Source organism: Natrinema gari JCM 14663 (assembly GCF_000337175.1).
Taxonomy (GTDB): Archaea; Halobacteriota; Halobacteria; order Halobacteriales; family Natrialbaceae; genus Natrinema; species Natrinema gari.
The window spans coordinates 46,827-72,322 of the sequence record NZ_AOIJ01000055.1; the positions used below are offsets into that span (position 1 = coordinate 46,827).

A 25,496-nucleotide genomic window follows, 5' to 3' on the forward strand; every position below is an offset into this window, starting at 1 on the left:
TCTGGGACCGTTTCAGTCTCTCGATGGTGTTTGCTGCCCGAGCGATCGGTGTCACTGTCCGTTACTGCACACCTGACAGCCCGTCGGTTGCGGTGAGCGTGTCAATCGGTTCGGTTGGGGCTGTAGTGGCCCACCGGCCTCACGCCGTCAACACTTTCCTGTAGAACGGAAGCATGACGGCGAAGACGAACACCGCGACCCACCACGGGAACAGGACCAGTGCGCCGACGATGAACAGTACCCCGATGATCGATGCGATCACTTTCTGCCGAAGATCGATGTACATACCTGTCGACTCTCCTTCCGAACCATAGTTGTTTCTCTGACACGATCCAGGCCCGATCGAGCAGCGGCCTCGATGCCGCCGACCGGACGCCCGTCGTGGTCCCTGAGACAACGGTACCGGTCGTCGCTACTCGCGTTCGCCCGCACCGAGCGCCGACTCGCCGACCTTTTCGTGGCCCTCGATGACCGCTTTGCCGCCCATGTACGGCCGTAGCGGTTCGGGGATCGTCACCGTGCCGTCCTCGTTCTGGTAGTACTCGAGGATGGCGACCATGACCCGCGGGATGGCGAGCCCGGAGGCGTTGAGCGTGTGGAGGTAGTCGGCCGATTCGTGGCGCTCGGGCCGGTAGCGCAGGCCGGCGCGGCGGGCCTGGAAGGCCTCGAAGTTCGAGGCCGAGGAGACCTCGAGCCAGCGGCCGCCCTCATCGGGCCCGTCGTCCATGTCGTCACCGGGAGCCCACACCTCGATGTCGTAGGTCTTGGCGCTGGCGAAGGTCAGATCACCGGTGCAGAGTTCGAGGATGCGGTAGGGGAGCCCGAGCCGTTTGAGGACGTCCTCGGCCTCCGCGAGGAGGTTCTCGAGACGGTCGTAGCTCTCGTCGGGTTCGACGAAGTTGACGAGTTCGACCTTGTTGAACTGGTGGACGCGGACGATCCCGCGGGTTTCGGTGCCGTGCTCGCCGGCCTCCCGGCGGAAGTTCGGCGTGTAGGCCTGGTGTTTGAGCGGGAGATCGTCCTGCAGGAGGATCTCGTTGCGGTACATGTTGGTAACCGGGACCTCCGCGGTGGGACAGAGCCAGAGGTCGTCGTCCGCGTACTCCTCCTCGTTGCTGCCGCCCACTCGGTAGGCGTCGTCGGCGAATTTCGGGAGCTGTCCGGTGCCCCGCATGGACGTGCTCTTGACTGGAACCGGCGGGAAGAGGTCGACGTACCCCTGCTCGCGGTGGATATCCATCATGAACTGGATCAGGGCGTGCTCGAGCTGTGCGCCCTCGCCCTTGAGGAAATAAAAGCCCGCACCGGTGGTCTTGGCGGCGCGTTCCTCGTCGATGATGTCTAGCTCCTCGCCGAGTTCGTAGTGGGGCGTGATTTCTTCGGGCAACTCGTGTGCGTCGTCGAATCCCCAGCGCCGGTCCTCGACGTTGTGTCGTTCGTCGACCCCGAGCGGGACGCTTTCGTGGGGGAGTTGCGGGATCTCGAGCATCCGCTCGCGGAGCTCCGCCTGGAGCTCCACGGCTTCTTCCTCGACGTCCTCGATCTCGGCTTTGAGTTCCCGCGAGCGCTGGATGGCCTCCTCCCGCTCCTCGTCTTTGCCTTCGGCGACGAGCTTGCCGATCTGCTCGGTGATCTGGTTGCGATCGTGGCGCAGGTCGTCGCCGCGAGCTTTGAGCTCCCGCCAGCGTTCGTCGAGTTCGAGGAATTCGTCGAGATCGACGTCGGCTCCGCGGTCGTCGAGGGCGTCGCGTACCTCGTCGGGATTCTCGCGCAGATGGGTCCGGTCGAGCATTGGTATTGGTCGTTCGTTCTTTGTGCCCGGGCAAAACCGTGTCGGAAGGCTACGTCGTTCGAGTGCCCGATCGGGTCTCCCCCAGCGGGAAACGCTTTTTCCGTGGGCCACCGTCCTTTGAAGTATGGATCCGCTCGAGGGCGAGACATCGTCGGCTCCGATCGAGTACGAGCCCGTCAGCGTCAAGGACGTGCTGGTGGAGATGAAAGACACCGCCGAACTGTTGATCGACCTCTCGTACTCGGCCGTGCTCCACCAAAGCGAGCAGCTCGCGACGGAAGTCCTGCGCCTGGAAGAGCGGATGGACGTCCTCGAGATGCGGGCGCGGATGAGCCTCCTGATGGCCGCCCGCAAGCCCACGGACGCGGAACAGCTCGCCCCCGTCCTCGGGATCGTCGGGGCTGCGGACGGGATCAGCGACGCCGCCGGCGATATCGCGAAGATCGTCCTCGAGGATATGGGTCTCCCCGAGGCGATGCGCGCGGCGCTGCCCGACGCCGCGGAGGCGCTCCTCCGGGGGGTCGTCGCGATGGACTCGGCGTACGCCGGGCGGACGCTCCAGGACATCGACCTCGAGTCGGAGACGGGCGTGCGCGTGATCGCGCTCCGGCGGGGCAGCGACTGGCTGCTCAATCCGGGGCCGACGACCTGCGTCGAGGCCGACGACGTCGCGCTCCTCCGGGGTCCCGAGTCGGCGATCGGCGACGTCTGCGAGGAGTTGACCGGCGAGGCCTACGAGGCCCCGACCGCCGAGACGCCGGATATCGACGACCTCGAGCGGGCCGTGGATACGATCGTCCATATGAAGGATTTCTCCGAGTTGGCTGTCGATCTGGCCTACAGCAGCGTGCTGTTCGACAGCGAGGAACTGGCCGAGGAGGTCCGGAATCTCGAGGTCGAGGTCGACGCGATGCAATCGCGCTTCGAGGCGTGGACGCTCCGGGCCGCCGCGGACGCGACGGACCCGGTCGTTCTCCGCGGGTTGATCCAGTTGGGGAACTGTACGGAGCGAATCAGCGATGCCGCGATCGAGATCAGCGAGGGTGTCCTCAGGGAGATCGACGTCCACCCGGTGGTGCAGGTGGCCGTCCAGGAGAGCGACGAGATCATCACCCGCGTCGAAGTCGACGAGCGGAGCGATCTCGACGGGACCGCGGTGACCGCCGGCGTTCCCGACGCCGAGTCGACGATGTCCGTGATCGCCATTCGACGGCCCGGCGAGGGCTGGCTGCTGGTCGCGGACGCCGACGCGGAACTGCGTGGCGGCGACGTCCTCATCTCCAAGGGGACCCGGACGGCCGCGGCGGCGTTTCGCGACCTCGCATCCGCGTAGCCCGACGCGGCCCGTCGTACGACCGTCGCCCCCGTCCGTTCTCGAGCCGGCTATACGAGCCACTGACCGGCACTGCACACTCGATCGCATGACCGCTGTGCGATTGGTGTGTCACTCGTTTCAGGTGGGCCTCTCGTTCCACCACGCCGCTCGGCTCCGCGTTTCGGGGCGGTCCGTTAGTTCAGGACGACGATCGCGACCCCCGAGAGGACGATCACGCCGAGGATGTCACAGACGTTCGTGACGACCGGGATCGTCGTATCGTCCGGGTCCAAGCCCTGCGTGTAGGAGATGTAGGTCGCGGCGATACTGAGCACGATCGCGATCACGGCCAGGAGCAGCCCGCTCACGATCGAGATGAGCATGAGATCGGCCAGCGCCATCGGTTCGGCGATGACCTGCCCGACCGTCCAAGCCGCGACGCCCAGCGCCGAGAAGATCGTTGCCGCCAGCCCCATGATCGCCAGTACGTTCGTCCACAGGACCTCGTCGCGCGGATCGAACTCGAGCAGGCCCAGGTGGAGCCGTGTCGAGAGCCGCGAGGAGAGGATCGCGCCGAGGTTACCGCCCATCCCGATCATGACGGGGACGAGCACCAGCAGCGTCGGATTGGAGAGGTAGGTCTCCTTGAGTTCCTCGAGAACGTAGCCTGATCCCATCTCGAGCAGCGAGAGAACGAGCAGGATGGGAAACATCGTGGCAACGATGCTGCGGATCGTCCAGGTATCGAGCGACTCGTCCGGGCCTGCGGACGACATTAGAAGATCCCCCCCACGACGGTGATCGCGACGAAGAGGAAGACGACGCCGAAGATATCGCCGAGCGTGGTGACGATCGGGCCGATCAGGTTGTCCGGATCAAGCCCGTATTGGTAGCTCGCGAACACCAGCCCCAGCAGTCCGAAGATCAGGGTCACGGACGTGAGGATGCCGGAGATGAGCATGATGCCGACGAGTTCGACGAGTCTGGCCGATTCGCGACCGAGCACGTGCAGAATGCCCCACGAGAGGACCGCGATGACGATCGAGATCCCGATGCCGTTAATGAAGGAGGCGGCGACGGCGTTGACTAGCCGCCGGTTCCACGAGAACTCGGGGTCGATCATCCCCTGGTGGAGTCCACTCGAGATGCGCGCCCCCATCGCGCCGTAGACGTTCCCGCGCGTCGCGAGGAAGGCAGGAAGCAACAGCAGGAGTCCGGGGAACCGCTCGAACCCCTCGGTCATCCCCGCCGATCCGAGGACCGATCCGGCGAAAATCCCGCCGGCGAGGCTGACCACGAGGATCGGCAGTGACTCGCGGTAGATCCGCCACGCGTCTTGGCGAGCCGCCATACTGTCGTCTCACGGAATCCGGACATAAACCTACCGCGGGTCGAAGGCGATCCGACCGTACGATGTCATGGTGGTCGGCCCCAGTTGTGACGGTTCGCTAACCGGTCGTGGCCCGCGTTCCGCGGGGAGTGCGACGCTCAGAGAGCGGTAGCAGCGACGAGTAGCCACGCCAGTCCGATCGCCGCGAGCGAGCACGCGAGGGTCACCGCGGCGGTGGCGACCGCGGGGACTCGATCGCCGCGCTCGTACAGTCGGACCGTCTCGACCGAAAACGAGGAAAACGTCGTGAACGAGCCACAGATACCGGTCCCGACGAGTCGGAGCGTCGACCCGCCCGCGCCGGCGAAGACCACGAGGCCGAGGACGAAACTGCCGATGACGTTGACTGCGACCGTCGCCAGCGGGACCCGCTCGCTCGAGAGTCGTTCGGAGACCCGTTGCGTGGTCACGTATCGAAGGACCGCTCCGATCGCCCCGCCGGTGCCGACGACGTGGGCCGGGCTGGGGTCGATGGTGACGGCCGTTCGACCGAGCACGTCGATCCCCTCGAGAAGGAGCACGCTCATGTGGTCTCACCACCGGTCGGCCGCGGAACGCCGAGCCGACGCGCGAGGAACCGACCAACGAGGACGCCGGCGAGGCCGAGCCCGTAGTTCGCGGCGACGATACCGCCCAGCGCGAGCGGACTCGCCGCGAGCGCGGTCTGGAGCGCGAACGTGCTGTAGGTCGTCAGCGAGGAGAGCACCCCCGTCGTGAAGACGAGTCGTGTCCGTGCGGTCAGGCGGTCCGCGTAGTCGGCTTCGTAGACCAGGAAGGCGAGGACCGCGCTTCCGACGGCGTTGACCAGAACGATCGACGGCACGTCGGGCACCAGCCCCATCGCGAAAAAGCGGAGGTTCGAACCGGCGAACCCGCCGACGGCGATCAGTGCGAGCGTCTCGAGGCGAACGAGTGGATGTGCGTTTACCATGGCTGGGACTCACGCAGGGACCGTCAGCCGAACGACGCTCGGTAAGTCTGTGCGCTCCAGACGCGGTCGACGTCGCTGTCGGCGGTTGGGTCGGGCGGGCCCCATCGCCCGGTCGTTTCGTCCCTCTCGTGGCCACCCAATGAGGGTTGTGATCGGTGCCCGACCGACGGCGCGCCTCGAGCGGGGAAGGAAAAGAGCCAAGGTTAGACTGCCTCTAAACCAAGCCATGTCCGAAGCGGACGCGGCGGACGGCGGGCGACGCGGGTTCGCGTGGGCGTCGTGGGCGAACGTCCTCGGAAACATCGCCAAGATCGTTGCCGAGGGTGGTGCGGGGTTCGCGTTCGGCAGCGTCGCCCTGCTGGCCGACGCAGCTCATTCGCTGGCAGATCTCGTCGCCAGCGTCGTCGTCCTCGTCTGGGGGCGGAGCGCGTTCGACGAACCCGACGACACGCATCCCCACGGTCACGACCGGATCGAGCCCCTGACGGCGCTGTTCGTCGGGGCTGTCATCGCACTGTTAGGACTGAACCTGCTCTACCGGTCCGGTCAGGGACTGCTGTACGGGACTGACATCGAGTTCAGTCCGTTGCTCCTCGCGGCGCTCGGGTTCTCGATCGTCGACATGTATCTGGTCTATCGCTACACCGTGGCGATCAACGAGCGCCTGCAGTCGACCGCGCTCGCGGCGCTTGCGAAGGACTGTCTGAACGACATCTACACCTCGATCGCCGCCATCGTGGGCGTTCTCGGCGTTCTCGTCAGCTATCCGATACTCGATCCCCTCGCCGGCGGCCTCGTCAGTCTGCTGGTCGTCTATCAGGGTGTCGAGATCGGCAGGGAAAACGTCGATTACCTCATCGGTGCCGCACCCGGTCCCGAGAAGCGAGGGGAGATCACGGCCGCCCTCCGGCGTCATCCGGCCGTCGCGGGCGTCCATGACCTGACCGTCTTCTACGACGGCACGGTTCTCGAGGTCGAAGTCCACGTCGAGGTCGACGGCGACATGCCGTTCCGGGAGGCCCACGATATCGAGTCGGAACTGGTCGCTCGACTGCGGGGCCTCGACGATGTCGGCGACGCCCACGTCCACCTCGATCCCTCGGGCATCGGCGAGTGGAAGGAATCGGCCGACGAGTTCGAGAGCCGTGACAGTACCGACTGACCCGACGCACACGGAGTGCACAGCCGTCGTGTGCCTAGGTGTCCCGTGACGGTCAGTGGCGACGGGAGTCGGACGCCTCGGCATCATCGGCGGCCGAGATACGGGGTAACGTTACGACGAAGACGCTCCCGTCGGGGCCGGTGTCGGCGAGATCGACGGTGCCACCGTACCTGTTCGCGAGGATACGGGAGAGGTACAGGCCGAGTCCATGGTTAGTCGACTTGCGTTCGAACAGCGTCTCCCGCTCTTTGTCGGGAATCCCGGGACCGTCGTCGGTGACGGTGACGGTGACGGTCTCGGGTTGCTTGTCGACGGTCACGCGGACGTGTGTCGTCGCGGCGTCGTCGTGTTCGATCGCGTTCTCGAGGAGGTTCGAGAAGAGCCATTTGAGTCCCTCGTTGCCCCGGACGTGAGCCGATTCGGGGAGTTCGACGTCGATGACGGCCTCGTCGAAGCGCGCACGACATTCGGCCACCTGTGTCGTCAGTAACGCGGTGAGGTCGACGCTCGAGTGCGTCTCCGGCCCCCGGTTCGCCTCCAGCATCGCCCGGATATCGTCGATGACATCGACGAGCTCGTCGCTCTCGCGTTCGATCGTCTGGAGGCGTGTGCGAACCCGCTCGTCGTCACACGCCGCCTGCAGCAGCGACGCGTGGCCGCTGATTATCTGTGCGGAGTTCAATACCTCGTGCCGGAGGAGATCGTTCAGGTACATGAGCAGTTCGCGCTCGTCCGCGAGCTGGTCGGCACGGACGGTGGCGACCGTCGCCTCGACCTCGCGCTGGATCGCCCGTGCTTCGACGTACCCGACGGCGAAGCCCCCGACCGCACCCGCATTCACCGAGAAGTGGGCCCAGGAGATGTTGCCCGCCAGATTGTACCAGGGAAAGAAGACCATCGTCATGAGGTTGATTGCCAGGAAACCGACCGATCCGCCGACACACCACTGGAGAATCCGAGCGTACCGGCCCGTCTCGATGTCGCTTCGGTCGAGTCGGTAGCCCCCCCAGATCAGCCCGACGGCCGGTCCGCCGGTGAACGCGGCATTGAGCAGGAGGCCCGGAACGTCGATCAGTCCGGCAAACGCGACCGTCCAGCCGGCGAAGGCGAGTACTGAGAGTCCGCCGAACCACCCGATGAGCCGTGGTATGTACTCCTGGTTGAGCCACGGTCGGGTGGACTCGGTACGGGGCTGGGCCGGCGTATCGTGGCTCATGTCGGCTCGAGAATGGGACGTGGTTCGGCGTCGATTCGACGCATCTATCATGATCCAAGAGGATGGTGTGTGAAGTCTGTAACGGCCCCATCCGCGGGTGGGTCGCCGCGACGCGAGCTTTTATCCCGTTCGCTGACGCGCTTTCGCTATGGAAGTCGGAGACGTCCGCAACGTAGCGACCGGCGACTGTTCGGATCTCTACTACCTCGACACGGGAATGTACGATACGAACGGGTACGGTGCCGTCTACATCCTCGACGACGAGCGACCCGCCGTCGTCGACACCGGTATCGGGACGAACTACGACCTGCTCCGCGAGGGCCTCGCCGAGGTCGGCATCGGGACGGCCGATCTCGAGGTCATCGCCCTGACGCACGTGCATCTGGATCACGCCGGCGGGGCCGGCTTTCTCGCCGCGGACTATCCGAACGCCGATGTCTACGTCCCCGCGTTGGGTGCCGACCATATGGCCGATCCCTCGCGATTGGTCGCGGGGACGAAAAACGCCGTCGGCGAACAGTGGCAGCACTACGTGGAACCGAAGCCGGTCCCGGAATCCCGACTCGTCGATATCGATGACGGCGACGTGATCGACCTCGGCACTCACGAACTGCGCGTCCACGGGGCACCCGGCCACGCGCCCCACCAGGTGGTCTTCGAGGACCCCGCGAACGACGCGGTTTTCACCGCCGACGCCGCCGGTATCTGGGTGCCCGAAATCGAGGCGATCAGGGAAACCTCGCCGCCGTCGAACTTCGACCTCGAGCAGTGTCTCGCCGATATCGAGCTGCTGGCCGCACTCGATCCGGACGTGTTCTGTTATCCCCACTTCGGCCCCCGCTACGTCGGCGACGACGCCGAGGCCGCTCTCGAGGAGTACGCGACGGTGCTCGAGGAGTGGGTCGACGCGGTCGCGGCGAAACGAGCGGAACTCGAGGACGACGACGCGGTGATCGAGTACTTCGCGAACGCGTCCGACCTGACCGACGTCTGGGGCGACGAGAAAGCGAGCGAGGAGGCGAAATTGAACACGCGGGGTGTGCTTGGGTATCTCGACCATCGGGGGACGTGACCGAGTCCCGTTCCTCGGGGACGAGCCCCGAACCAGCCACGTAATCGCGGACGGCGATTACCGATCAGTGACCCGTCAGGCGTGGTTTTTGGCCCGTAGCGGGCGTCTCGACCGCCCACGGGCGACTGATAAACACACTCACTGATTATGTCCGTTTCATCACGTTTTATCGCACGGGAGCTACTCTCATAGGGATATGAACTGGCGGGATGCCGAACGCGAGTACGAGGACGAGGTGACCGGCGAGACGACCCTCGCACGACTGTTCGAGGAGTCGGCTGCACGCAATTCGAATCGACCGGCACAGCAGTACAAGGGAGGTGTCTACGAGCGATCGCTGACCGACTCGGTGATTCCCGCCGCGACGTCCGGCGAATACCGGACGCTCTCCTACGCCGAGATGCGCGATATCGTTCGACGGCTTTCGGCCGGCTTCCGCGATCTGGGGGTCGAAACGGGCGACCGGATCGGTCTCTTCGCCAACACCCGGATGGAGTGGGCCCAGTCCGACTTCGCCCTCCTTGGAGCCGGCGCGGTCGTCACGACCGTCTACACGAGTTCCTCGCCGGCGCAGGTCGAATACCTGCTCGACGACCCCGATGCCAACGGCGTCGTCGTCGAGAACGAGGCTCTGCTCGAGACCGTCCTCTCGGTCGAGGACGCCCTCGACCTCGAGTTCATCGTCTCGATGGACGACCTCGAGGGATACGACGACCGGGACGACATCCTCACGCTGGGCGACGTCTATGCCCGCGGCGAGGACACCTTCGACCTCGAGGCCTACGAGGCCCGGATCGATGAGACGGACCTGGACGATCTGGCGAGCCTGATCTACACGAGCGGGACGACCGGGCAGCCAAAGGGCGTCCAGTTGACTCACGGGAATTTCCGGTCGAACGTCAACGCGTCCCGGAAACGCTTCGGGCCGCGACCGGACAAGGGCGACGACGTACCGGTGTTAAACGAGGAGTCGGTGGCGCTGTCGTATCTTCCCTTGGCCCACGTCTTCGAGCGGACGGCCGGTCACTTCGTGCTGTTCGCAAGCGGTGCCTGTATCGCCTACGCGGAGAGTCCCGACACGCTGCAGGAGGACTTCAGCCTCGTCGAGCCGACGACGGCCACGAGCGTCCCCCGGGTCTACGAGAAGATCTACGACGGCATCCGAGAGGAAGCGAGCCAGTCCGCGGCCAAGCAACGGATCTTCGAGTGGGCGACGGACGTCGGCGTCGCGTACCAGCAAGCCGAGTCGCCGGGACCGATCCTCTCGGCCAAACAGGCGCTTGCGGACACGCTCGTCTTCTCGACGGTTCGGGAGGCCCTGGGCGGCAACATCGAAATACTGATCAGCGGCGGTGGGAGCCTTTCGCCGGAACTCTGCCGGCTCTATCACGCGATGGGGCTCCCCATCTTCGAGGGGTACGGGCTGACCGAGACCGCGCCGATCGTCGCGACGAACCCCCCCGAGGCCGCCACGATCGGGACGATCGGGCCGCCGCTGTGCAACGTCTCCGTGACGGTCGACGAGACCGTCGCCGATCAGGAGGCGTTCGCCGACGATCCCGGCGAGGTCGGCGAACTCCTCGTCAGGGGGCCAAACGTCACCCAGGGCTACTGGAACAAACCCGGCGCGACCGAGGGTGCGTTTATCGACGCCGTCCCCGGGGAGACCGCGGCCCGTTCGAACGAGTCGGGAGACGCGGACGCGAGCGGAGGCTCGGCGGCCGCGTCGGGGCAGTGGTTCCGCACCGGCGACATCATCCACATCAGACCCGACGGCTACCTCGAGTTCCGCGACCGCGTCAAGCAGATCATCGTCCTCTCGACGGGGAAAAACGTCGCGCCCGGGCCGATCGAGGACGCCTTCGCCGCGAGCGAAATCGTCGAACAGGCAATGGTCGTCGGCGATGGCGAGAAGTTCATCGGCGCTCTCCTCGTCCCCAACACGGACCACGTCCGCGAGTGGGCCGCATCGGCGGGGATCGATCTCCCCGACGACCCCCAGGCGATGTGTGACGACGACCGCGTCCGCAACTACATCCAGCAGGAGGTCGACCGGGTCAACGAGAACTTCGAGAAACACGAGACGATCAAGCGGTTCGAACTCGTCCCGCTGGAGTTCACCGAGGAAAACGACATGCTCACGCCGACGATGAAGAAGAAACGGCGGGTCATCCTCGAGCGGTTCGAGGACCGCGTCGATCGGATCTTCGAGGACGACTGATTGTCAGGCTCGTGACGGTCGCCGTCGCCCGTTTCACGCCCCGAGCGGCTCGAGACCGGAGTGGTATCTCTACCGCAGCGGCGAACGGTTCTCACAGGAGTTAACCGGTTGGACTGAGTCTGTCAGGACGAATGGACGGAGCAGCAGCGTCAGTATGTCGACCGATCATGGGAGAGAAGCGACAACTATGACCGGGGCAGAAGGCGGTGCCGATTTGCTTCTCTTGGTCGCCTCGATCGTCGGGCTGGGCGTCTTCTCACAGCTCCTCTCGGCCCGGTTCCGCGTTCCGAGCGTCCTCTTTCTCATCGTCTCCGGGGTCGCGATCGGCCCGGAGGGGCTCGGCGTGTTGACCATCGACTCCTTCGGTCAAAGCGGCCTCTCGACGATCGTGGGGCTCTCCGTCGCCATCATCGTCTTCGAGGGCGCGTTCCACCTCAAGATCGACAAGATCAAAGAGGCACCGTCGGCCGTGTTACGATTGACGACGATCGGCGCGGCGATCGCGTTTTTCGGGACCGCCGCCGCGGTGCACTTCTTCCTCGGGGCCCACTGGGACATCGCGCTGTTGATCGGCGCGCTCCTGATCGCGACGGGGCCGACGGTCATCACGCCGATCTTGAAGGTCGTCCCCGTCCGTGACCGGGTCGCTGCGACCCTCGAGACCGAGGGGATCGTCAACGACGTGACGGCGGCGATCCTCGCGGTCGTGCTGTTCAAGGCGATGGCCGTCGGCGAGGAGACGCTGACCACCGAACTCTATCTGCAGTTGTTCGCGGAACGGCTCGGGACGGGGCTTCTCGTCGGGGTCATCGTCGCTGCGGTCGTCTGGTCGGTGCTCCAGTACGTCGATCTCTCGCCGGACAACGCGCCACAAAACGCTCGGTTGCTCACGCTCGCGGGAGCGATCGTCGCGTTCGGGACGGCCGATTACGTCTTCTCGGAGGCGGGCGTGGCGGCCGCGGCCACGGCCGGACTGATCCTCGGGAACGCCCGGCTCCCCTACGAGGAGGATATCGAGGCGTTCAAAGGCGATATTACGTTGATCGTCCTGTCTTTCGTCTTCATCACGCTCGCGGCACTGCTCGAGTTCGATCAGTTGTTCATGCTCGGGCTCGGCGGCGTGGCCGTCGTCGTGGCCGTGATGTTCGTCTTGCGACCGCTCTTGGTCTTTCTGACGACCCGAGGAGACCGGTTTACGTTCCGGGAGACGCTGTTCATGAGCTTCGTCGGCCCGCGGGGGATCATCCCCGCGTCGGTCGCGACCCTGTTCGCGATCCGGCTACAGACCGGGGTTGCGGAGGGCGGCACCCCGCCGACGAACCCGGCTGGCGCGGATCTCCTCGTTGGAACGGTGTTCCTCGTCATCCTCGTCTCGGTCGTCCTCGAGGGCGGCCTGGCCCGGCAGATCGCGGAGAAACTCGACGTGATACCCATGCGTGTACTCATCATCGGCGGCGGCCGCGTCGGTCGCTCGCTGGCAGAACGGCTCGAAGCGCGCGGTGAAAACGTAGTCCTGATCGAGGACGACCGGCAGGTCCTCAAGCAGTTGCGCAACGACGGCTTTACCGCCCGTCAGGGTGACGGGACCGACGTCGAGGTGTTGCGCGAATCCGGCGCGGAGAACGCCAAGACCGTCGTCGCGGCTACCGGCGATGACGACGCGAACTTGCTCGTGGCACAGCTCGCGAAGTCGAACTTCGATGTCGAGAACGTGATCGCCCGGGCGAACCAGCCCTCGAACGCGTCGGCGTTCGAGGAGCTCGGCGTCCAGACGATCTCGGCGGCCGAGTCGACCGCGTGGGCGATCGACAACCAGATCGAACGCCCCGCGCTCTCGAACTGGATGTCCGAACTCGGTCGCTCCGGCGACGTACAGGAGATCGAGATCACCGAGGAGGCCCTCGTCGGGAAGCAGATCGTCGATCTCGGCGGCGAACTCCCGAACGGCGTCCTCATCGCGCTCGTGAGTCGCAACGGGACGAGCGAGGTGCCGACCCCCGACGTCGAACTCGAGCGCGGCGATCACATCACGCTCATCGGTCGCTCCGAGGCGGTTCGCGAGGCCATCGAGCAGTGCGGGACGCCGGTCTAGACGACCGTCGAGGTCTCGCAGCGCTCACTCGTACTCGAGTTCTTGGTCCAGGTCCTCGTCGACGCGTGCATCGCTCGAGCCGTCGGCCTCGCCGACATTGGTCTCGAGCACACGTTCGACTTTCCGCTCGAACTCCGCTTCGGAGAGGTCGCCCGCGGCGTACCGTCACTGGAGGATAGCCGCGAGGACGAACACCCCTGATGCACCGACGGTCGTCGAACGCCGGCAAGTCAGGTCGCGACGAGGCCGACGGCGATCACCGCGAGCGCGAGTCCGGCGACGTTCGTCGCGGAGAGGTGGGCGTCGAAATAGAAGACGCCGACGACCGCCGGGACGACGAAGTACAGGGCGGCGATCGCCGAGACGATCGCCATGTTCCCGCGTGCGAGACCGGCGTAAAAGCAGATCGACGCGGCCGCAAGGAACGCCCCGGAGACGAGCGCGAAGGTAATGTCGATCCGGGTGCCGACGATGGGGCGGCGCAGAGAGAGCACGTAGCCGCCGACGATCACGAGACTGGCGACGTAGGAGAGAAAGACCGCGTTCACGGGCGAGAGCGATCGCGTCGCGACGCCCCCGGTGACCGCCCACCCGCCATAGAGGAGCAATGCGCCGAGTGCGAACAGAATCGCCGTACTGACCATGGAGCCGGCTGTGCCGTCACTCCGATAAACGTTCCGTTCATGCGGACTGTTCGCCCGCGAAACGACCCGTCGACCACCGGTACTGTTTTGCAGCCGCGTCCATCACTGTGTGACCGTGAGACACGCACGGGGACCGCTGTGTTCGATCGATGTCGGGAACCAGTCGCCGCAGGTGGTCGATCGCGGGCTGGACGTCGTCGCCGCTCGTGCTCTCCGCGACCGGTAGCGAGCGCAGTTCGATGTGGTCGGCGGACTCCTCGAGGTCCAGCGACTGCAACCGAAACATCACCTTCGGGAGCGGCAGCGGCCCGAGCCGACGTGAGGGCGCGAGCATGGGTTTCCTTGATCGGGTCATCGATGAACGCGATATCGGTGTCGCGCTCGGCGGCCGTTTCGATCGCCGCCTCCATCTCTGTCCGTTCGGAATCGAAGCCGTACAAGCGGCCGACCGTCCGCTGGAGCCCCTGCACCACGCTAGAGGCGCGCGGCCGACGGAAGCAGCTCGCGGGTCAGTTCGGCGCGGTTCGGACCGGCAGCCCGCTCGAGGCGCTCGAACCGGCGGCGTCGAGTTCGACGGCGACGGGATCGGGCTCCGTCTCACGGGACGAGCGTGACGGGTCCGTGGTCGGACAACCCCGCAACCGTCGTCCGCCACGGGCCTGAACCCACCACCGTCCGACGGATCGGGCGTTCGCGAGTCGGCAGCTCCGGCGGTTAGCCGCCGTCTTCGTCGTCCTCCGACAGCGAGCGCGGGTCGTCATCGCGGGTCGGGAGCGGGCTGTCGTCGGCCCGCGAGGGGTGGACGTTGAAGTTGTGCCCACGATAGGGGTCACTCTCCGGGTCGTACGACAGTTCGCTGCGCTCGAACAGGTAGATAAAGAAGCCGAGCAGCGGGAGACAGAACGTGATCGCCGCCCACTTTTTCGGCGGCTCGAGACCGACACGGCCGGCGTCGTAGTAGGCGACCGCCGTCAGGCCGAGATGCCAGGCGAGCGGGATTCCGATCAGGATCGCGAGGAGACCCGTGCGCATGCGCAAGCGTAGGACGCGAGCGTATAAAACGGTCGGCCAACGTATGCACCCGGCCGGATTCGGTCGGCATGCCGAGAGCCGGCGTTCCCGATCGGATCCCCGACGGTTTCCGTTCGGCCCTTCGGCTGTGGCCGTCTTTCCGGTCTCGAGACACGGAGCGACACCGTCGGACGCCGCGGCTGTGAGGGTCGATGACGATGTCGTCCTCGTTCCGTCCTCGAAACGGCTCCCGGACCGGATCGCCCGGTTAGTTGACGTCGAACTCGATCGCCGCACCCTGTCCGAAGCCGACACAGAGCGTCGCCAGCCCGCGGCCACCGCCGCGCTTCTGGAGTTCGTGGATCAGGGTCACAGGCAGACGCGCGCCCGAGGCTCCCAGCGGATGACCGAGCGCGATCGCACCGCCGTTGACGTTGAAGAGTTCGGGGTCGATGCCGAGTTCGTCACGGGAGTAGATCGACTGGCTCGCGAAGGCCTCGTTGAGTTCGACCAGATCGTAGTCGTCGATGTCGCGGCCGTTGCGCTCGAGCAGCCCCTTCGTCGCCGGAACCGGGCCGATCCCCATGACGGTGGGATCGACGCCGGCGACGTTGTTCTGCCCGATCTCGGCCATGATCTCGAGGTCGTGTTCCTCGGCGAAGGCCTCGCTGGTGATCAGTAGGGCGGCCGCGCCGTCGGAGATCTGGGACGCGTTGCCGGGCGTGACGGTGCCGTCCTCCTTGAAGACGGTCGGGAGCTCGGCGAGTTTCTCCGGGGTGGTGCCCGGTCGGATACCCTCGTCTTCCGCGACGGTGCCGTCCTCGGTTTCGATCGGGACGATTTCGTCGTCGAACCGGCCGTCCTCGGTCGCCTCGGTTGCGCGTTGCTGGCTGCGGGCGGCGTACTCGTCCTGTTCTTCGCGGCTGACGCCGTACTCCTCGGCGACTTTCTCGGCGGTCATCCCCATCTGGAGATCCCCGAGGTCGTACAGTTCGGAGATCTTCGGGTGGATGTGGCCGTAGCTTTCGCCCATCGCGACGCGGCTCATGCTCTCGACGCCGCCGGCGATGATGGCGTCTCGGTTGCCGGCCGCGATGGCGTCGGAAGCGGAGATAACCGACTGCATCGAGGAGGCACACCAGCGGTTGATCGTCGTCGCCGGAACCGACTCCCCGAGTTCCGAGAGGAGAGCGATGACGCGGGCGAGGTTGTTGTCCTGCTCCTCGCGCTGCTGGGCACAGCCCCACATCAGATCGTCGATCTCGTCGCCGGAGAGACCGGTCTCGGCCAGGATTTCGTCGATCAGCGGCACTGAGAGGTCCTCGCTGCGAACGTCGGCGTACACGCCGTCTTCTTTCCCCTGTGGCGTCCGGACTGCCTTGACTACGACTGGCGTCTGTGACATATACTACCGCATGCCCCTCACGAACTTAAATCCGGTCGAACTCTCGAGGGCGGGAAAAGGGTTTACGCGACGCGAACAACGCCGAGCGGCGCTCTCCGGACGGTGGTGACGGCGCTCCTCGAGTCCGGTGGGTGAAAGTGGTGTTTCACCTAGCGGCGGTCCTTTATGACGAGCGTCGAGTTACTGGAATATGGATCGCAGAACGACCCTGATCGCGGTCGCCCTCGCAGCGCTGGTGGTGGGCTCGGTCATCGGTGCCGGCCTCACTGGCATGTTTGAAACCGAACGCCCCGCGAGTACCGACCGCGAACACGAGGCCAGCGCGCTCGCCGGCGCGAGCGACCCCGAACTGACGACGTTCGCCTCCGACGAGGCGTTCGTCGAGTACTTCGACGACGATCGGTCGTCGACCGATGCGTTCGCTCAACCACCCGTGAGAGCCGGTACCGGGAGTGTCAACGTGACGGTGGAAGAAGACGCGTCGGCCGTGGCTGTTGCATCCGGTGCTGACTCCGCTGCGTCGACGGCACCCGCGTCGGGCGGCGGGACCGAACGGCGCTACTCCGAGACGAACGTTCAGGAAGCGGCCCTCGACGAACCCGACGTGCTGAAGACCGACGGCGAGTCGGTCTACTACGCCGATCATCGCTACACGTCCCGCTGGGGCGAGACGTCGATCGTCGATGTGAGCGACCCCGACGCCCCCGACACGATCGGATCGATCCCCCTCTCCGGCGACCTGCTGCTCGCGGGAGAGACACTCGTCGTCCTCGGCGACGAGGAAGCCGCCGGCTACGACGTGAGCGATCCCGAGGACCCCGACAAGCAGTGGCGCACGGATCTCGAGGCGCGACTCGAGACGGCCCGGCTGTACGACGGTGATCTGTACCTCGTCCTCGTCGACCGGCCGGAGGATGATCCGTGTCCGATCGAACCGTACGGCGATCGGACGATCGCGTGTACCGACGTCGTTCGCCCAACCGCGGATGCTGACGCCGATGCGGTCTACACGGCCGCCCGCGTCGATCCCGAGACGGGCCGCCTCGAAAGCGAGACGAGCGTCGTCGGCTCGCGCTCGCTGTCGGCGACCTACGTCTCGGAGAACGGAATCTACCTCTCCTATACTCGTTCGACCGACGAGTACGACCTGCGGCGGTCGTACCTCGGCAGCGAGAACGGCTCCGCGCTGCTCGACGCTGAGGCCCGCAAGCGCGTCGCGGCGCTGGACGATATCGACGTCTCCAAACGCGCCAAGGCCGTCGAGCTACAGGAGATCCTCGACGACTGGCGCGACCGAACGGACGAGGATGCGCGCCGGCCCTCACATCGCGCGTTCGAGAACGGGCTTCGCGACTACGCTCGGGCCCACCAGCGCGAACTGACGACGACCGGGATCGTCAGGGTCGATATCGACGGCGACCTGTCCGTCGACGCCAGCGGTGAGGTTCCCGGCACGCCGCTCAATCAGTTCTCGATGGACGAACACGACGCCCACCTCCGGATCGCGACGACGATTCCTCGAACCCACGGGGCCGACTCGGTGAACGACGTCTACGTGCTCGACTCGGACCTCGAGACGGTCGGCTCGGTGACCGGGCTCGGCGTCGACGAGCGCATCTACTCGGTCCGCTTCGAGGGCGATGAGGGCTACGTCGTCACCTACCGCGAGATCGATCCGTTCTACACGCTCGATCTCTCCGACCCGACCGATCCCACCGTCGATGGCGAACTCAAACTCCCGGGCTTCTCGGAGTACCTGCACCCGCTCGAGGACGACCTCGTGCTCGGCATCGGTCAGGAGGACCGCCATCCCAAGGCGACGCTGTTCGACGTGAGCGATCCGACCGACCCCGTCGAACTCGACTCGGAAATCCTCTCCGCCGAGTACGGCAGCGACATCAGCCGAACGCACACCGCCTTCTTGCAGGACGAGGCCCACGGCGTCTTCTTCATGCCGGCCAGCCAGGGGAGCTACGTGTTCGACTACGAGGGCGGCACTCTCGAGGAGGTCGCCCGGGTCGACGTGGGTGGCCCCGGAACCCGCGCGATGTACGTCGGTGACCGTCTCTACGTCTTCGGGGAGGACGAGGCGGTCGTCCTCGACGAGACGACCTGGACGGAAGAGACCCGCATCGAACTGTAACGATCCGGGCCGCTTTCGTACGGTCCCCGCCCTCGCCCTCTCTCGCGGGGGAGGGGAATCCTTTTGCCCGCCGTTTCGTAATGCCACGCCATGGACGGCAACGAGACGGTCGACCGGTCCGATGTCGACGCCCCGGAGCGATCCGATGGCCCGACCGGAACGGCCGATGACTCGAGCGACGGCGACGCGTCGATGCCGGGCGTTCCGGACCCCGACCCGCAGGAGCGCGACGTTCCCGACGACGTCCGGAAGTACGCCCGCTTCAAGAAGATAGACGGCGCGCAGTACGACCGCGTCAACGAGTTCCTTCGGGATCGGACCTACATCACCGCTCGCGAGTGGGCCATCGCCCGTCTCTGTTCGGACTTCCGGACCGAGACCGGCGTCGAGATGACCAAGATCGGCGAGAACCTGCCCGATCTGGTCCCGTTTATGACCGACACCTACTCGCCGCAGGCGGTCAATCAGGCCCGCTCGTCGTTCGAGGACAAGGTTCGCACTGCCGGCGCGACCTTCCTCTACGGCGCGATGTGTGACTTCTTCACCGCCGAGGAACTCGACGACGTGATGTACGAGGCCACCGAAGTCGCCAAGTTCCTGCTCGAGGTCGAGGGTGTCGACCTCGCCGTCGAGGACGAACTCGAGGCCGAGGAACGCATCTCGAGTGTCATGCGCGAGGTCCGCGAGGCCAGCGAGGAGCTTCGTGCGGCGGACCTCGCCGAGAGCGCCGAGGAAAGTAGCGACTGAACCGATTCGTGCGCTGTTCGCGCAATCGTCACCGGCCGGACGTGGACGATGTTCTGTCGTTTCGAGAGCGCCACACCCGCCGCCGAGCGACCTCGCTCGAGCGGCGACCCTCGAGTAGCTCACGCGAGACCGCGCCGGCCGACAGTACTCTCATGTGGCTGCGGTGAGTCGGTCGACACATGAGCGGATCACGCAGCGAACGCTCGGCGGCGACCGAGGACGGGCGGCTGTCGCCCGATCTGATCGGGCTCGCCGCCGGGGCGTTCGACGTCCCGGTGTTCGCGTACCTCGGACAGCAGTTGTTCGGCGACGTGGCGTTCGGCGCGGCCGTCGGTCTTATCGTCGGACTCGGGCTGTTCCTCTCGTTTCCCGCGTTCCTGGCTGACGACGAGCGAAGCGAGCCGACGACCGCGCCGACGGCCGTCGACGATCGGCTGCGGCAGTTCCACCGGACGGCCGCCGGCCTCGCGCTCCCGCCGGCTGGCATCCTGCTGATCGCGTGGCGGTTCGTCTCCGAGAACCTCCTCCTCGGCGTGCTCGCGACGGCCATCATCGCGATGGCGATCTACCTTCCGCTCGCGGTGTTACTTCCACAACGGCTCTCCTGAGGACGCGACGACGGACGCACTCGACTCCGTTCGCCCGTGCGTCCCGGTTGTCGAGGCCCACCTCGAGCGACTCCCGGAATCGTCCCTCGTCGGCGGTTGCGACCCCCACCGGAGCAGCGATCGCAACCGCCACGACTCCGAACGACGAGCGCCCCGCGTCGGTCGGTGGTACGACCGCGTTCGTCCATCTCCAAGCACGCAGTCACCGCTCACGGGTCGTTAGTGTCGACATGCGAGGGTTGGGATTTGAACCCAAGGACCCCTACGGGAGCGGGTCTTAAGCCCACCGCCGTTGGCCTGCTTGGCTACCCTCGCACAGACGTACACTCGAGGGTTGTCGTGGGGTGGGGATGTGCGTTTCGGTGTGCGCTCGCCGCCGCCGGCCGCGAGTGCCTACCAGTCGACGCTCAGCGTGCCGTCACCGTGTGGATCGGGCGCGATCTCCTCGTCGGTCCGGCGATCGACGACGTGGATGCAGCCGTCGTCTTTCTTCGCCGGACAGATCTCCGCGGCGCGGACGTTGTGCTCGAGATCGTCCTCGTCAATGAAGTACTCGTTCGGTTGGGCCATGCCCGAGGCGATGGACATCTCCCAGTTGTCACTGACTTCGGCACATTTGCCCGCGCCGAAGCACTTGTTCGCCTCGAAGACGATCTTGTAGGGTTTTTCCTCGACCGGCGGCGCATCAGCCGAGCCGATGTCGCTGGCGCGTTGAATGCCGTCGTTGCTCATTATGTACTCGTTCGGCCGCGTCGTCTTTCACGTTACGGTTGGGACGACGCTGGAGTGACCGAGAGCGGTCTTACGCCGAGCCGTCGCCCTTCGGTTCCGGCAGGTCGTAGCTGACGCCAGTCAGCGCTTCCGAGACCGTCCACAGTCGGCGGGCCGCCTCCTCGTCGTAGGAGCGATCCGAGGAGGCCTGCCGCTCGGGCGCGCCGCGCATGTTCAGCAGCCCGCCGGGGCCGTAGTACGCGCCGCCCTCGGCTTCTGGCGCGGTCGCGGCGTACAGCGTCGGCAGCGCACCCATCGCGGCCGACTGCGCGACCACCGTGTTCAGAACCCGCATCGCCGCCTGTCGAACCCGACTGCCGCTTCGTTCGGGGCCGCGAAACTGCAGCCGTGTATTCGCGTACCCCGGATGCACGGCCATGCTGTCGGCGTGCATCCCTGCGGTGAGGAACCGCCGCTCGAGTTCGTACGTGAACAGCACGTTCGCCAGTTTCGACTGGGCGTAGGCCGCCCACTTGTCGTACGCGGCCGTGCTCTGGAGGTCGTCGAAATCGATCTCGCCGCGCTCGTGGACGCCGCTCGAGACGGTGACGACCCGTGCCGGGTCGCCCTCGTCGGTCGCCAGGGACTCGAGCAACAGGCCGGTCAGCGCGAAGTGGCCGAGGTGGTTGACGCCGAACTGGGTCTCGAACCCGTCCTCGGTCTCCGATCGCGGGATCGCCATGACCCCCGCGTTGTTGATCAGGACGTCGATCGTCTCGCCCGCGAGTCGGTCCGCGAAAGACCGGACCGACTCGAGACTCGCCAGGTCACACTCCTCGACTCGGAGGTCGGCATCGGGAACGTCTTCGCGAACCTCCCGCGCCGCGTCTTGGCCGCGCTCGGTGCTTCGGACGGCCATGAATACCGTCGCACCGTTGCGCGCGAGTTCGCGGGTCGTCTCGAGGCCAAGGCCACTGTTCGCGCCCGTGACGACGACCGTTCGTCCGCGCTGATCGGGCACGTCGGCGGCTGTCCAACTCATACCACACGCTAGTACTGCCGTCCCTAAATGGCTACCAGGCGAGTTACTCGGTGTCGACGGCGACCGACTCGAGGACGACGGGCTCCGTCGGCCGATCGGTGTCGCCGGTGTCGACGCTGCCGATTTCGCGGACGACGTCCATCCCGTCGGTGACTTTGCCGAAGACCGAGTGGCGGCCGTCGAGGTGTGGTTGCGGAGCGAGCGTGATGAAGAACTGCGAGCCGTTGGTGTCGGGCCCGGAGTTGGCCATGCTCAGTACGCCCGCCTCATCGTGACGGAGGTCGGGGTGAAACTCGTCGTCGAACTCGTAGCCGGGGCCGCCGCGACCGGTCCCGGTCGGATCGCCGGTCTGAATCATGAAGTCCTCGATGACACGGTGAAACCGGAGTTCGTCGTACAGCGGTTCGTCCTCGATCTCCGCGCCCGTTTCTGGATCGGTCCAGGTCTTTCCGCCGGCCGCGAGCCCGACGAAGTTCTTGACGGTTCGGGGCGCGCGGTCCCCGTGGAGTTCGACATCGATATCGCCCTCGCTCGTGTGTAGCGTCGCCGTCGTCCCCGCCGTCACCGCGATAGCCGCCGCCGAACCGGTTCCCTCGGGGGCTTCCGTCGCGTCGTCCGAGCCGCCGCTCGCACAGCCGGCGAGGGCCACGGCGAGACTCGAGGCAGTTCCGGCCAGCAGCGTTCGTCGATAGTGAATGATACCAGTCGTGGGACCGGCATCGAAGTAAGGATATCGGAGTTACTCGCGACCGACTGCCGACGGCGGCGGACCGGGGCAGCGCTTACTCGTAATCGACGGAGACGGACTCGAGGACGACGTCCTCTCTTGGCTGGTCGTTGGCGTCGGTATCGACGGAGCCGATCTCGTGGACGACGTCCATCCCGTCGGTGACTTTGCCGAAGACCGAGTGGCGGCCGTCGAGGTGTGGCTGCGGACCGAGCGTGATGAAGAACTGCGAGCCGTTGGTGTCGGGCCCGGAGTTGGCCATGCTCAAGATGCCCTCGTCGTCGTGGCGCAGGTCGTCGTGGAACTCGTCATCGAACTCGTAGCCGGGGCCGCCGCGACCGGTCTCGGTCGGGTCGCCGCCCTGGATCATGAAGTCCTCGATGACGCGGTGGAAGGCCACGTCGTCGTACAGCGGCTCGCCCTCGACTTCCTCGCCCGTTTCGGGGTCAGTCCAGGTCTTCCCGCCGGTCGCGAGCCCGACGAAGTTGTCGACGGTCCGCGGTGCGCGCTCGTCGTAGAGTTCCACATCGATGTCGCCTTTGCTGGTGTGCAGCGTAGCAGTAACGTCTCCCATAGGTTCCGGGACGACGGGACGAGTGAAAACGCTAGTGGTCTCGGCTGACCGACTCGGGTGCCGACCGACGACACGGACCGCTCCCGTCTCTCCCCGAGTGTCGCTGTGAGACGGCTGTGCGGGGACAGCTGGTGGCCTCGCCCCGGCGTCCCGTGACGATCATCGAACTTCCCCGACTCGGCACCGGGCGGCCGCAGGTACATATCGCCGGCCGTGGAACGACGGGCTATGACCGGAGGCACGCACACGGCCGAGCGGATACCGCTTGCCCGGTTGCCGTCGGGCGTCGAACTGACGACGACGGTCCACACCTACCGCGGCGATGAGTCGGGACCGACGCTGTACGTCCAGGCCGCCCAGCACGGCCGCGAGATCAACGGCACGGAGGTGTTGCGGCGGTTCCACGAGCGGCTGTCCCTCGAGTCGCTGTCCGGAACCGTGATCGCCGTTCCCGTCGCGAACCCGCTGACGTTCGATCGCGTCTCGTACACGATGCCGGAGCAGTTCGACAGCGTCAATCCCAACATGAACCGGATCTGGCCGGGCAACAGCGATGGGAGCATCACCCAGCGCATGGCCGCCCGTCTCTGGGAGTACGTCGCGGCGGCCGACGCGCTCGTCGACCTCCACACCGGAAGCCCCGACATGCTTCCCCACGTCGTCTACCGGGAGGGTGACGAGCGCTCCCGCCGACTCGCCGAAGCGTTCGGGACCGATCTCCTGTTGTCCGAACGGGCCGCCGAGGATGCCTCCGACGAGTGGCACCACTGCGGCTTCGCGGGCAAACTCCGCGTCGCCGCCGCCGAAGAGAACTGCCCGTCGATCACTCCCGAACTCGCCCACAACAAACAACTCCTCGAGGATGTCATCGAGGCGGGCGTCGACGGCCTCCGCGATGTCTGTCGGTATCTCGGGCTGCTGCCCGGCGATGTCCCCGAACGCGAGCAGGTCGTCGCCCGAAACCACTGCGGCCAGGTCACCGCCGACGACTCCGGGCTCTTCCGCCCGAACCCGGCGCTCGAGGTGGGCGAGTCGATCGCCGACGGAACGCTCTTGGGGACGGTCTATCATCCGACGCGCTACGACCCGCTCCACGAGGCGCGTACCGACCGAGACGGGATACTCTACGCGCTCACTCGCGAGGCGACCGTGACCGCTGGCGACCAACTCGCGAGCGTGGCGCTGGTCCACGGGGAGTGAGACGACAGCGGTGTGGCGGCGCGGTTCAGGCCGAGAAACCGCCGTCGACGACCAGTCCGTGGCCGTTGACGAACGAGGACTCGTCGCTGGCCAGAAACAGGATCGCGTCCGCGACCTCTTCGGGTTCGGCGAGGCGCTTGAGCGGGTACTGCTCGATCAGTTGCTCGCGAGCCGTTTCGGGGTCCGCCTGCTCCTCGAGGTACCGGTCGAGCAGGGCGGTCTCGGTGAACCCGGGACAGACCGTGTTCGCGCGGACGCCGTACGGGCCGGCCTCGGCGGCGACCGCCTTCGTCATGTTCAGGACCGCGCCCTTGCTCATCGAGTAGGCGGCCTGCTTGGGGAGTCCGAGGATACTCGCCAGCGAACCGACGTTGACGATGGCACCGTGGCCCTGCGATTTCAGATGGGGAAGCGCCGCGTGACAGCCGTTCCAGACGCCGTTGACGTTGACATTCATAACGAAGTCGCGCATATCGGCGTCGACGTCCTCGAGGCTCCCGGCCGGATGGCCGGTCCCGGCGTTGTTGATCAGCACGTCGAGGCCGTCGTCGTCGGCGACCGCGTCGACGACCGCGTGGAACTGATCGCTGTCGGTGACATCGAGTTCGTGGAACGCGGCCTCCCCACCGGCGTCCTCGATCGCCCGAACGACCGCTTCCCCGCCCTCGGTATCGACATCAGTGACGATGACGCGTGCGCCCTCCGCGGCGCAGCGCTCGGCCGTCGCCTGTCCGATACCCGACGCAGCACCCGTGATAACTACTGTCTTGTTTTCGAGTCGCATAGGATCCGTATCGAGCGGACGACACATAAATTCGTTCATCATTCCCGATCTATTCTCGACGTTGTTTCCGAAACCGACACTGTGTTCAAACAGTGGAAACAGACGTTCGCGAAGGGCCCGCGGCCGAGCGGTGCATCGCCGGGACAATGGATTTACCTAGTATTTACGATCACTGACCTCTCTTATTTTTAATAATAACTCTGACATAGATCGACCGTCGTGAAATCCAGAGAGCAGACGATCGATAGCGACGGACCATCGCTTCGGCGATCGAGACGCCGTTCGAGCCAATCTCGAGCGACTCCCCTTCGGAGACGCACGAGGGACGGAGACAGTCCGAGACGATCTGTCCCATCGTATACCACCGGAACGGAGTGCTGATTGCTCGCCGAGTTCAATCCCTCTACAGCTGTTTCACTATTTATAGATGAATGTGATAGTGATACTATCGTCTAGTTGAGTTTTCTGTACTGTCTCAATCGAACGGGAGTCGGGTGCTCGAGGGGGAGTTGCCCGGCGTCGCAATCGAGATTGATATGACAGACCTATCTCTGTAATCCGGTGGCCGATGACGCACTGAGTACCCCATCGGGCGGATCGATGGGAGACCCAGGATGTCTCGAGTGACACGCGATGGGGTCACTGTCGTCGAACGGCTACGAGAACAGCGGATCCACTTCGATCGTCGTCGCCGTCGAGCGAGTGTCAC

At 65.8% G+C, this 25,496-nt stretch carries 27 protein-coding genes and 1 tRNA gene; 11 read left to right on the forward strand and 17 right to left on the reverse strand.

Translation table 11 applies throughout. The features are described from left to right. Positions 1-139: 139 nt before the first annotated feature. Complete coding sequence (locus C486_RS21705; RefSeq protein ID WP_007110271.1) at positions 140-286, reverse strand: hypothetical protein; 147 nt, start codon at positions 284-286, stop codon at positions 140-142. 126 nt (positions 287-412) lie between these two features. Beyond that, positions 413-1,792 (reverse strand): serine--tRNA ligase, encoded by a 1,380-nt coding sequence (gene serS / locus C486_RS12365; RefSeq protein ID WP_008456609.1) that lies wholly within the window; start codon positions 1,790-1,792, stop codon positions 413-415. Positions 1,793-1,916: 124 nt separating this feature from the next. On the opposite strand from serS, the gene C486_RS12370 reads away from it, so the two are divergent. Beyond that, on the forward strand, positions 1,917-3,125 hold the full coding sequence (locus C486_RS12370; protein WP_008456611.1) for a potassium channel family protein: 1,209 nt from the start codon (positions 1,917-1,919) through the stop codon (positions 3,123-3,125). Between the two features lie 176 nt (positions 3,126-3,301). Here C486_RS12370 and C486_RS12375 read toward each other — a convergent pair whose 3' ends face one another. The 4 genes from C486_RS12375 to C486_RS12390 all read right to left on the reverse strand — a co-directional run bounded on the left by C486_RS12375 (position 3,302) and on the right by C486_RS12390 (position 5,428). Beyond that, positions 3,302-3,883: a magnesium transporter gene (locus C486_RS12375; RefSeq protein ID WP_008456614.1), complete on the reverse strand. Its 582-nt coding sequence runs from the start codon at positions 3,881-3,883 to the stop codon at positions 3,302-3,304. Further along, on the reverse strand, positions 3,883-4,458 hold the full coding sequence (locus tag C486_RS12380; protein ID WP_008456616.1) for a magnesium transporter: 576 nt from the start codon (positions 4,456-4,458) through the stop codon (positions 3,883-3,885). Before C486_RS12380 ends, C486_RS12375 begins: the two co-directional genes overlap by 1 nt. Before the next feature lie 137 nt (positions 4,459-4,595). Next, positions 4,596-5,024 (reverse strand): fluoride efflux transporter CrcB, encoded by a 429-nt coding sequence (gene crcB, locus C486_RS12385; RefSeq protein WP_008456617.1) that lies wholly within the window; start codon positions 5,022-5,024, stop codon positions 4,596-4,598. Next, positions 5,021-5,428 carry a fluoride efflux transporter FluC gene (locus C486_RS12390; protein WP_008456620.1) on the reverse strand — a complete coding sequence of 136 codons (408 nt, stop codon included), beginning with the start codon at positions 5,426-5,428 and terminating at the stop codon, positions 5,021-5,023. Before C486_RS12390 ends, crcB begins: the two co-directional genes overlap by 4 nt. A gap of 226 nt (positions 5,429-5,654) precedes the next feature. On the opposite strand from C486_RS12390, the gene C486_RS12395 reads away from it, so the two are divergent. Further along, on the forward strand, positions 5,655-6,590 hold the full coding sequence (locus tag C486_RS12395) for a cation diffusion facilitator family transporter (protein WP_008456622.1): 936 nt from the start codon (positions 5,655-5,657) through the stop codon (positions 6,588-6,590). 52 nt (positions 6,591-6,642) lie between these two features. Here the strand turns inward: C486_RS12395 and C486_RS12400 are convergent, their stop codons facing one another. Continuing rightward, a complete protein-coding gene (locus C486_RS12400) occupies positions 6,643-7,806 on the reverse strand; it encodes an ATP-binding protein (RefSeq protein WP_008456624.1) in 1,164 nt (387 codons plus the stop codon). A 148-nt stretch (positions 7,807-7,954) separates the two neighbouring features. On the opposite strand from C486_RS12400, the gene C486_RS12405 reads away from it, so the two are divergent. The 4 genes from C486_RS12405 to C486_RS21340 all read left to right on the forward strand — a co-directional run bounded on the left by C486_RS12405 (position 7,955) and on the right by C486_RS21340 (position 13,392). Next, on the forward strand, positions 7,955-8,878 hold the full coding sequence (locus C486_RS12405) for an MBL fold metallo-hydrolase (protein ID WP_008456626.1): 924 nt from the start codon (positions 7,955-7,957) through the stop codon (positions 8,876-8,878). Between the two features lie 196 nt (positions 8,879-9,074). Then, positions 9,075-11,099, forward strand: coding sequence for an AMP-dependent synthetase/ligase (locus C486_RS12410; RefSeq protein WP_008456629.1), 2,025 nt, complete (start codon positions 9,075-9,077; stop codon positions 11,097-11,099). Between the two features lie 187 nt (positions 11,100-11,286). Then, complete coding sequence (locus C486_RS12415; RefSeq protein ID WP_008456631.1) at positions 11,287-13,191, forward strand: cation:proton antiporter domain-containing protein; 1,905 nt, start codon at positions 11,287-11,289, stop codon at positions 13,189-13,191. Positions 13,192-13,233: 42 nt separating this feature from the next. Further along, positions 13,234-13,392: a hypothetical protein gene (locus C486_RS21340; RefSeq protein ID WP_160164298.1), complete on the forward strand. Its 159-nt coding sequence runs from the start codon at positions 13,234-13,236 to the stop codon at positions 13,390-13,392. A 29-nt stretch (positions 13,393-13,421) separates the two neighbouring features. Here C486_RS21340 and C486_RS12420 read toward each other — a convergent pair whose 3' ends face one another. Together C486_RS12420 and C486_RS12425 are read right to left on the reverse strand one after the other, a co-directional pair. Further along, a complete protein-coding gene (locus tag C486_RS12420; RefSeq protein WP_008456633.1) occupies positions 13,422-13,835 on the reverse strand; it encodes an EamA family transporter in 414 nt (137 codons plus the stop codon). A 37-nt stretch (positions 13,836-13,872) separates the two neighbouring features. Further along, positions 13,873-14,169 (reverse strand): hypothetical protein, encoded by a 297-nt coding sequence (locus C486_RS12425; protein WP_008456635.1) that lies wholly within the window; start codon positions 14,167-14,169, stop codon positions 13,873-13,875. Here C486_RS12425 and C486_RS12430 point away from each other — a divergent pair. Continuing rightward, positions 14,168-14,449, forward strand: coding sequence for a hypothetical protein (locus tag C486_RS12430; protein WP_008456637.1), 282 nt, complete (start codon positions 14,168-14,170; stop codon positions 14,447-14,449). The genes C486_RS12425 and C486_RS12430 overlap by 2 nt on opposite strands. A gap of 100 nt (positions 14,450-14,549) precedes the next feature. Here the strand turns inward: C486_RS12430 and C486_RS12435 are convergent, their stop codons facing one another. Together C486_RS12435 and C486_RS12440 are read right to left on the reverse strand one after the other, a co-directional pair. Then, positions 14,550-14,867 (reverse strand): hypothetical protein, encoded by a 318-nt coding sequence (locus C486_RS12435; protein ID WP_008456639.1) that lies wholly within the window; start codon positions 14,865-14,867, stop codon positions 14,550-14,552. 247 nt (positions 14,868-15,114) lie between these two features. Beyond that, on the reverse strand, positions 15,115-16,251 hold the full coding sequence (locus C486_RS12440) for a thiolase family protein (RefSeq protein ID WP_008456642.1): 1,137 nt from the start codon (positions 16,249-16,251) through the stop codon (positions 15,115-15,117). A 190-nt stretch (positions 16,252-16,441) separates the two neighbouring features. On the opposite strand from C486_RS12440, the gene C486_RS12445 reads away from it, so the two are divergent. The 3 genes from C486_RS12445 to C486_RS12455 all read left to right on the forward strand — a co-directional run bounded on the left by C486_RS12445 (position 16,442) and on the right by C486_RS12455 (position 19,749). Then, positions 16,442-18,394, forward strand: coding sequence for a beta-propeller domain-containing protein (locus tag C486_RS12445; protein ID WP_008456643.1), 1,953 nt, complete (start codon positions 16,442-16,444; stop codon positions 18,392-18,394). Between the two features lie 90 nt (positions 18,395-18,484). Then, entirely contained in the window at positions 18,485-19,141 is a 657-nt protein-coding gene (locus tag C486_RS12450; RefSeq protein ID WP_008456645.1) for a DUF5806 family protein, read from the forward strand. A gap of 179 nt (positions 19,142-19,320) precedes the next feature. Then, positions 19,321-19,749 (forward strand): hypothetical protein, encoded by a 429-nt coding sequence (locus C486_RS12455; protein ID WP_008456647.1) that lies wholly within the window; start codon positions 19,321-19,323, stop codon positions 19,747-19,749. Positions 19,750-19,980: 231 nt separating this feature from the next. Here the strand turns inward: C486_RS12455 and C486_RS12460 are convergent. The 5 genes from C486_RS12460 to C486_RS12480 all read right to left on the reverse strand — a co-directional run bounded on the left by C486_RS12460 (position 19,981) and on the right by C486_RS12480 (position 22,803). Further along, positions 19,981-20,064, reverse strand: a tRNA-Leu gene (locus C486_RS12460). A gap of 78 nt (positions 20,065-20,142) precedes the next feature. Then, positions 20,143-20,481, reverse strand: a complete 339-nt coding sequence (locus C486_RS12465; protein WP_008456649.1) for a ferredoxin — start codon at positions 20,479-20,481, stop codon at positions 20,143-20,145. Between the two features lie 70 nt (positions 20,482-20,551). Next, positions 20,552-21,502: an oxidoreductase gene (locus C486_RS12470; protein WP_008456651.1), complete on the reverse strand. Its 951-nt coding sequence runs from the start codon at positions 21,500-21,502 to the stop codon at positions 20,552-20,554. Between the two features lie 43 nt (positions 21,503-21,545). Then, positions 21,546-22,067: a peptidylprolyl isomerase gene (locus tag C486_RS12475; RefSeq protein ID WP_049910506.1), complete on the reverse strand. Its 522-nt coding sequence runs from the start codon at positions 22,065-22,067 to the stop codon at positions 21,546-21,548. Between the two features lie 217 nt (positions 22,068-22,284). Continuing rightward, on the reverse strand, positions 22,285-22,803 hold the full coding sequence (locus C486_RS12480) for a peptidylprolyl isomerase (RefSeq protein WP_008456656.1): 519 nt from the start codon (positions 22,801-22,803) through the stop codon (positions 22,285-22,287). 228 nt (positions 22,804-23,031) lie between these two features. Here C486_RS12480 and C486_RS12485 point away from each other — a divergent pair, with 228 nt between their 5' ends. Further along, positions 23,032-24,003, forward strand: coding sequence for a succinylglutamate desuccinylase/aspartoacylase family protein (locus tag C486_RS12485; RefSeq protein WP_008456658.1), 972 nt, complete (start codon positions 23,032-23,034; stop codon positions 24,001-24,003). A gap of 25 nt (positions 24,004-24,028) precedes the next feature. Here the strand turns inward: C486_RS12485 and C486_RS12490 are convergent, their stop codons facing one another. After that, positions 24,029-24,787 (reverse strand): SDR family NAD(P)-dependent oxidoreductase, encoded by a 759-nt coding sequence (locus C486_RS12490; RefSeq protein WP_049910508.1) that lies wholly within the window; start codon positions 24,785-24,787, stop codon positions 24,029-24,031. Positions 24,788-25,496 lie beyond the last annotated feature (709 nt).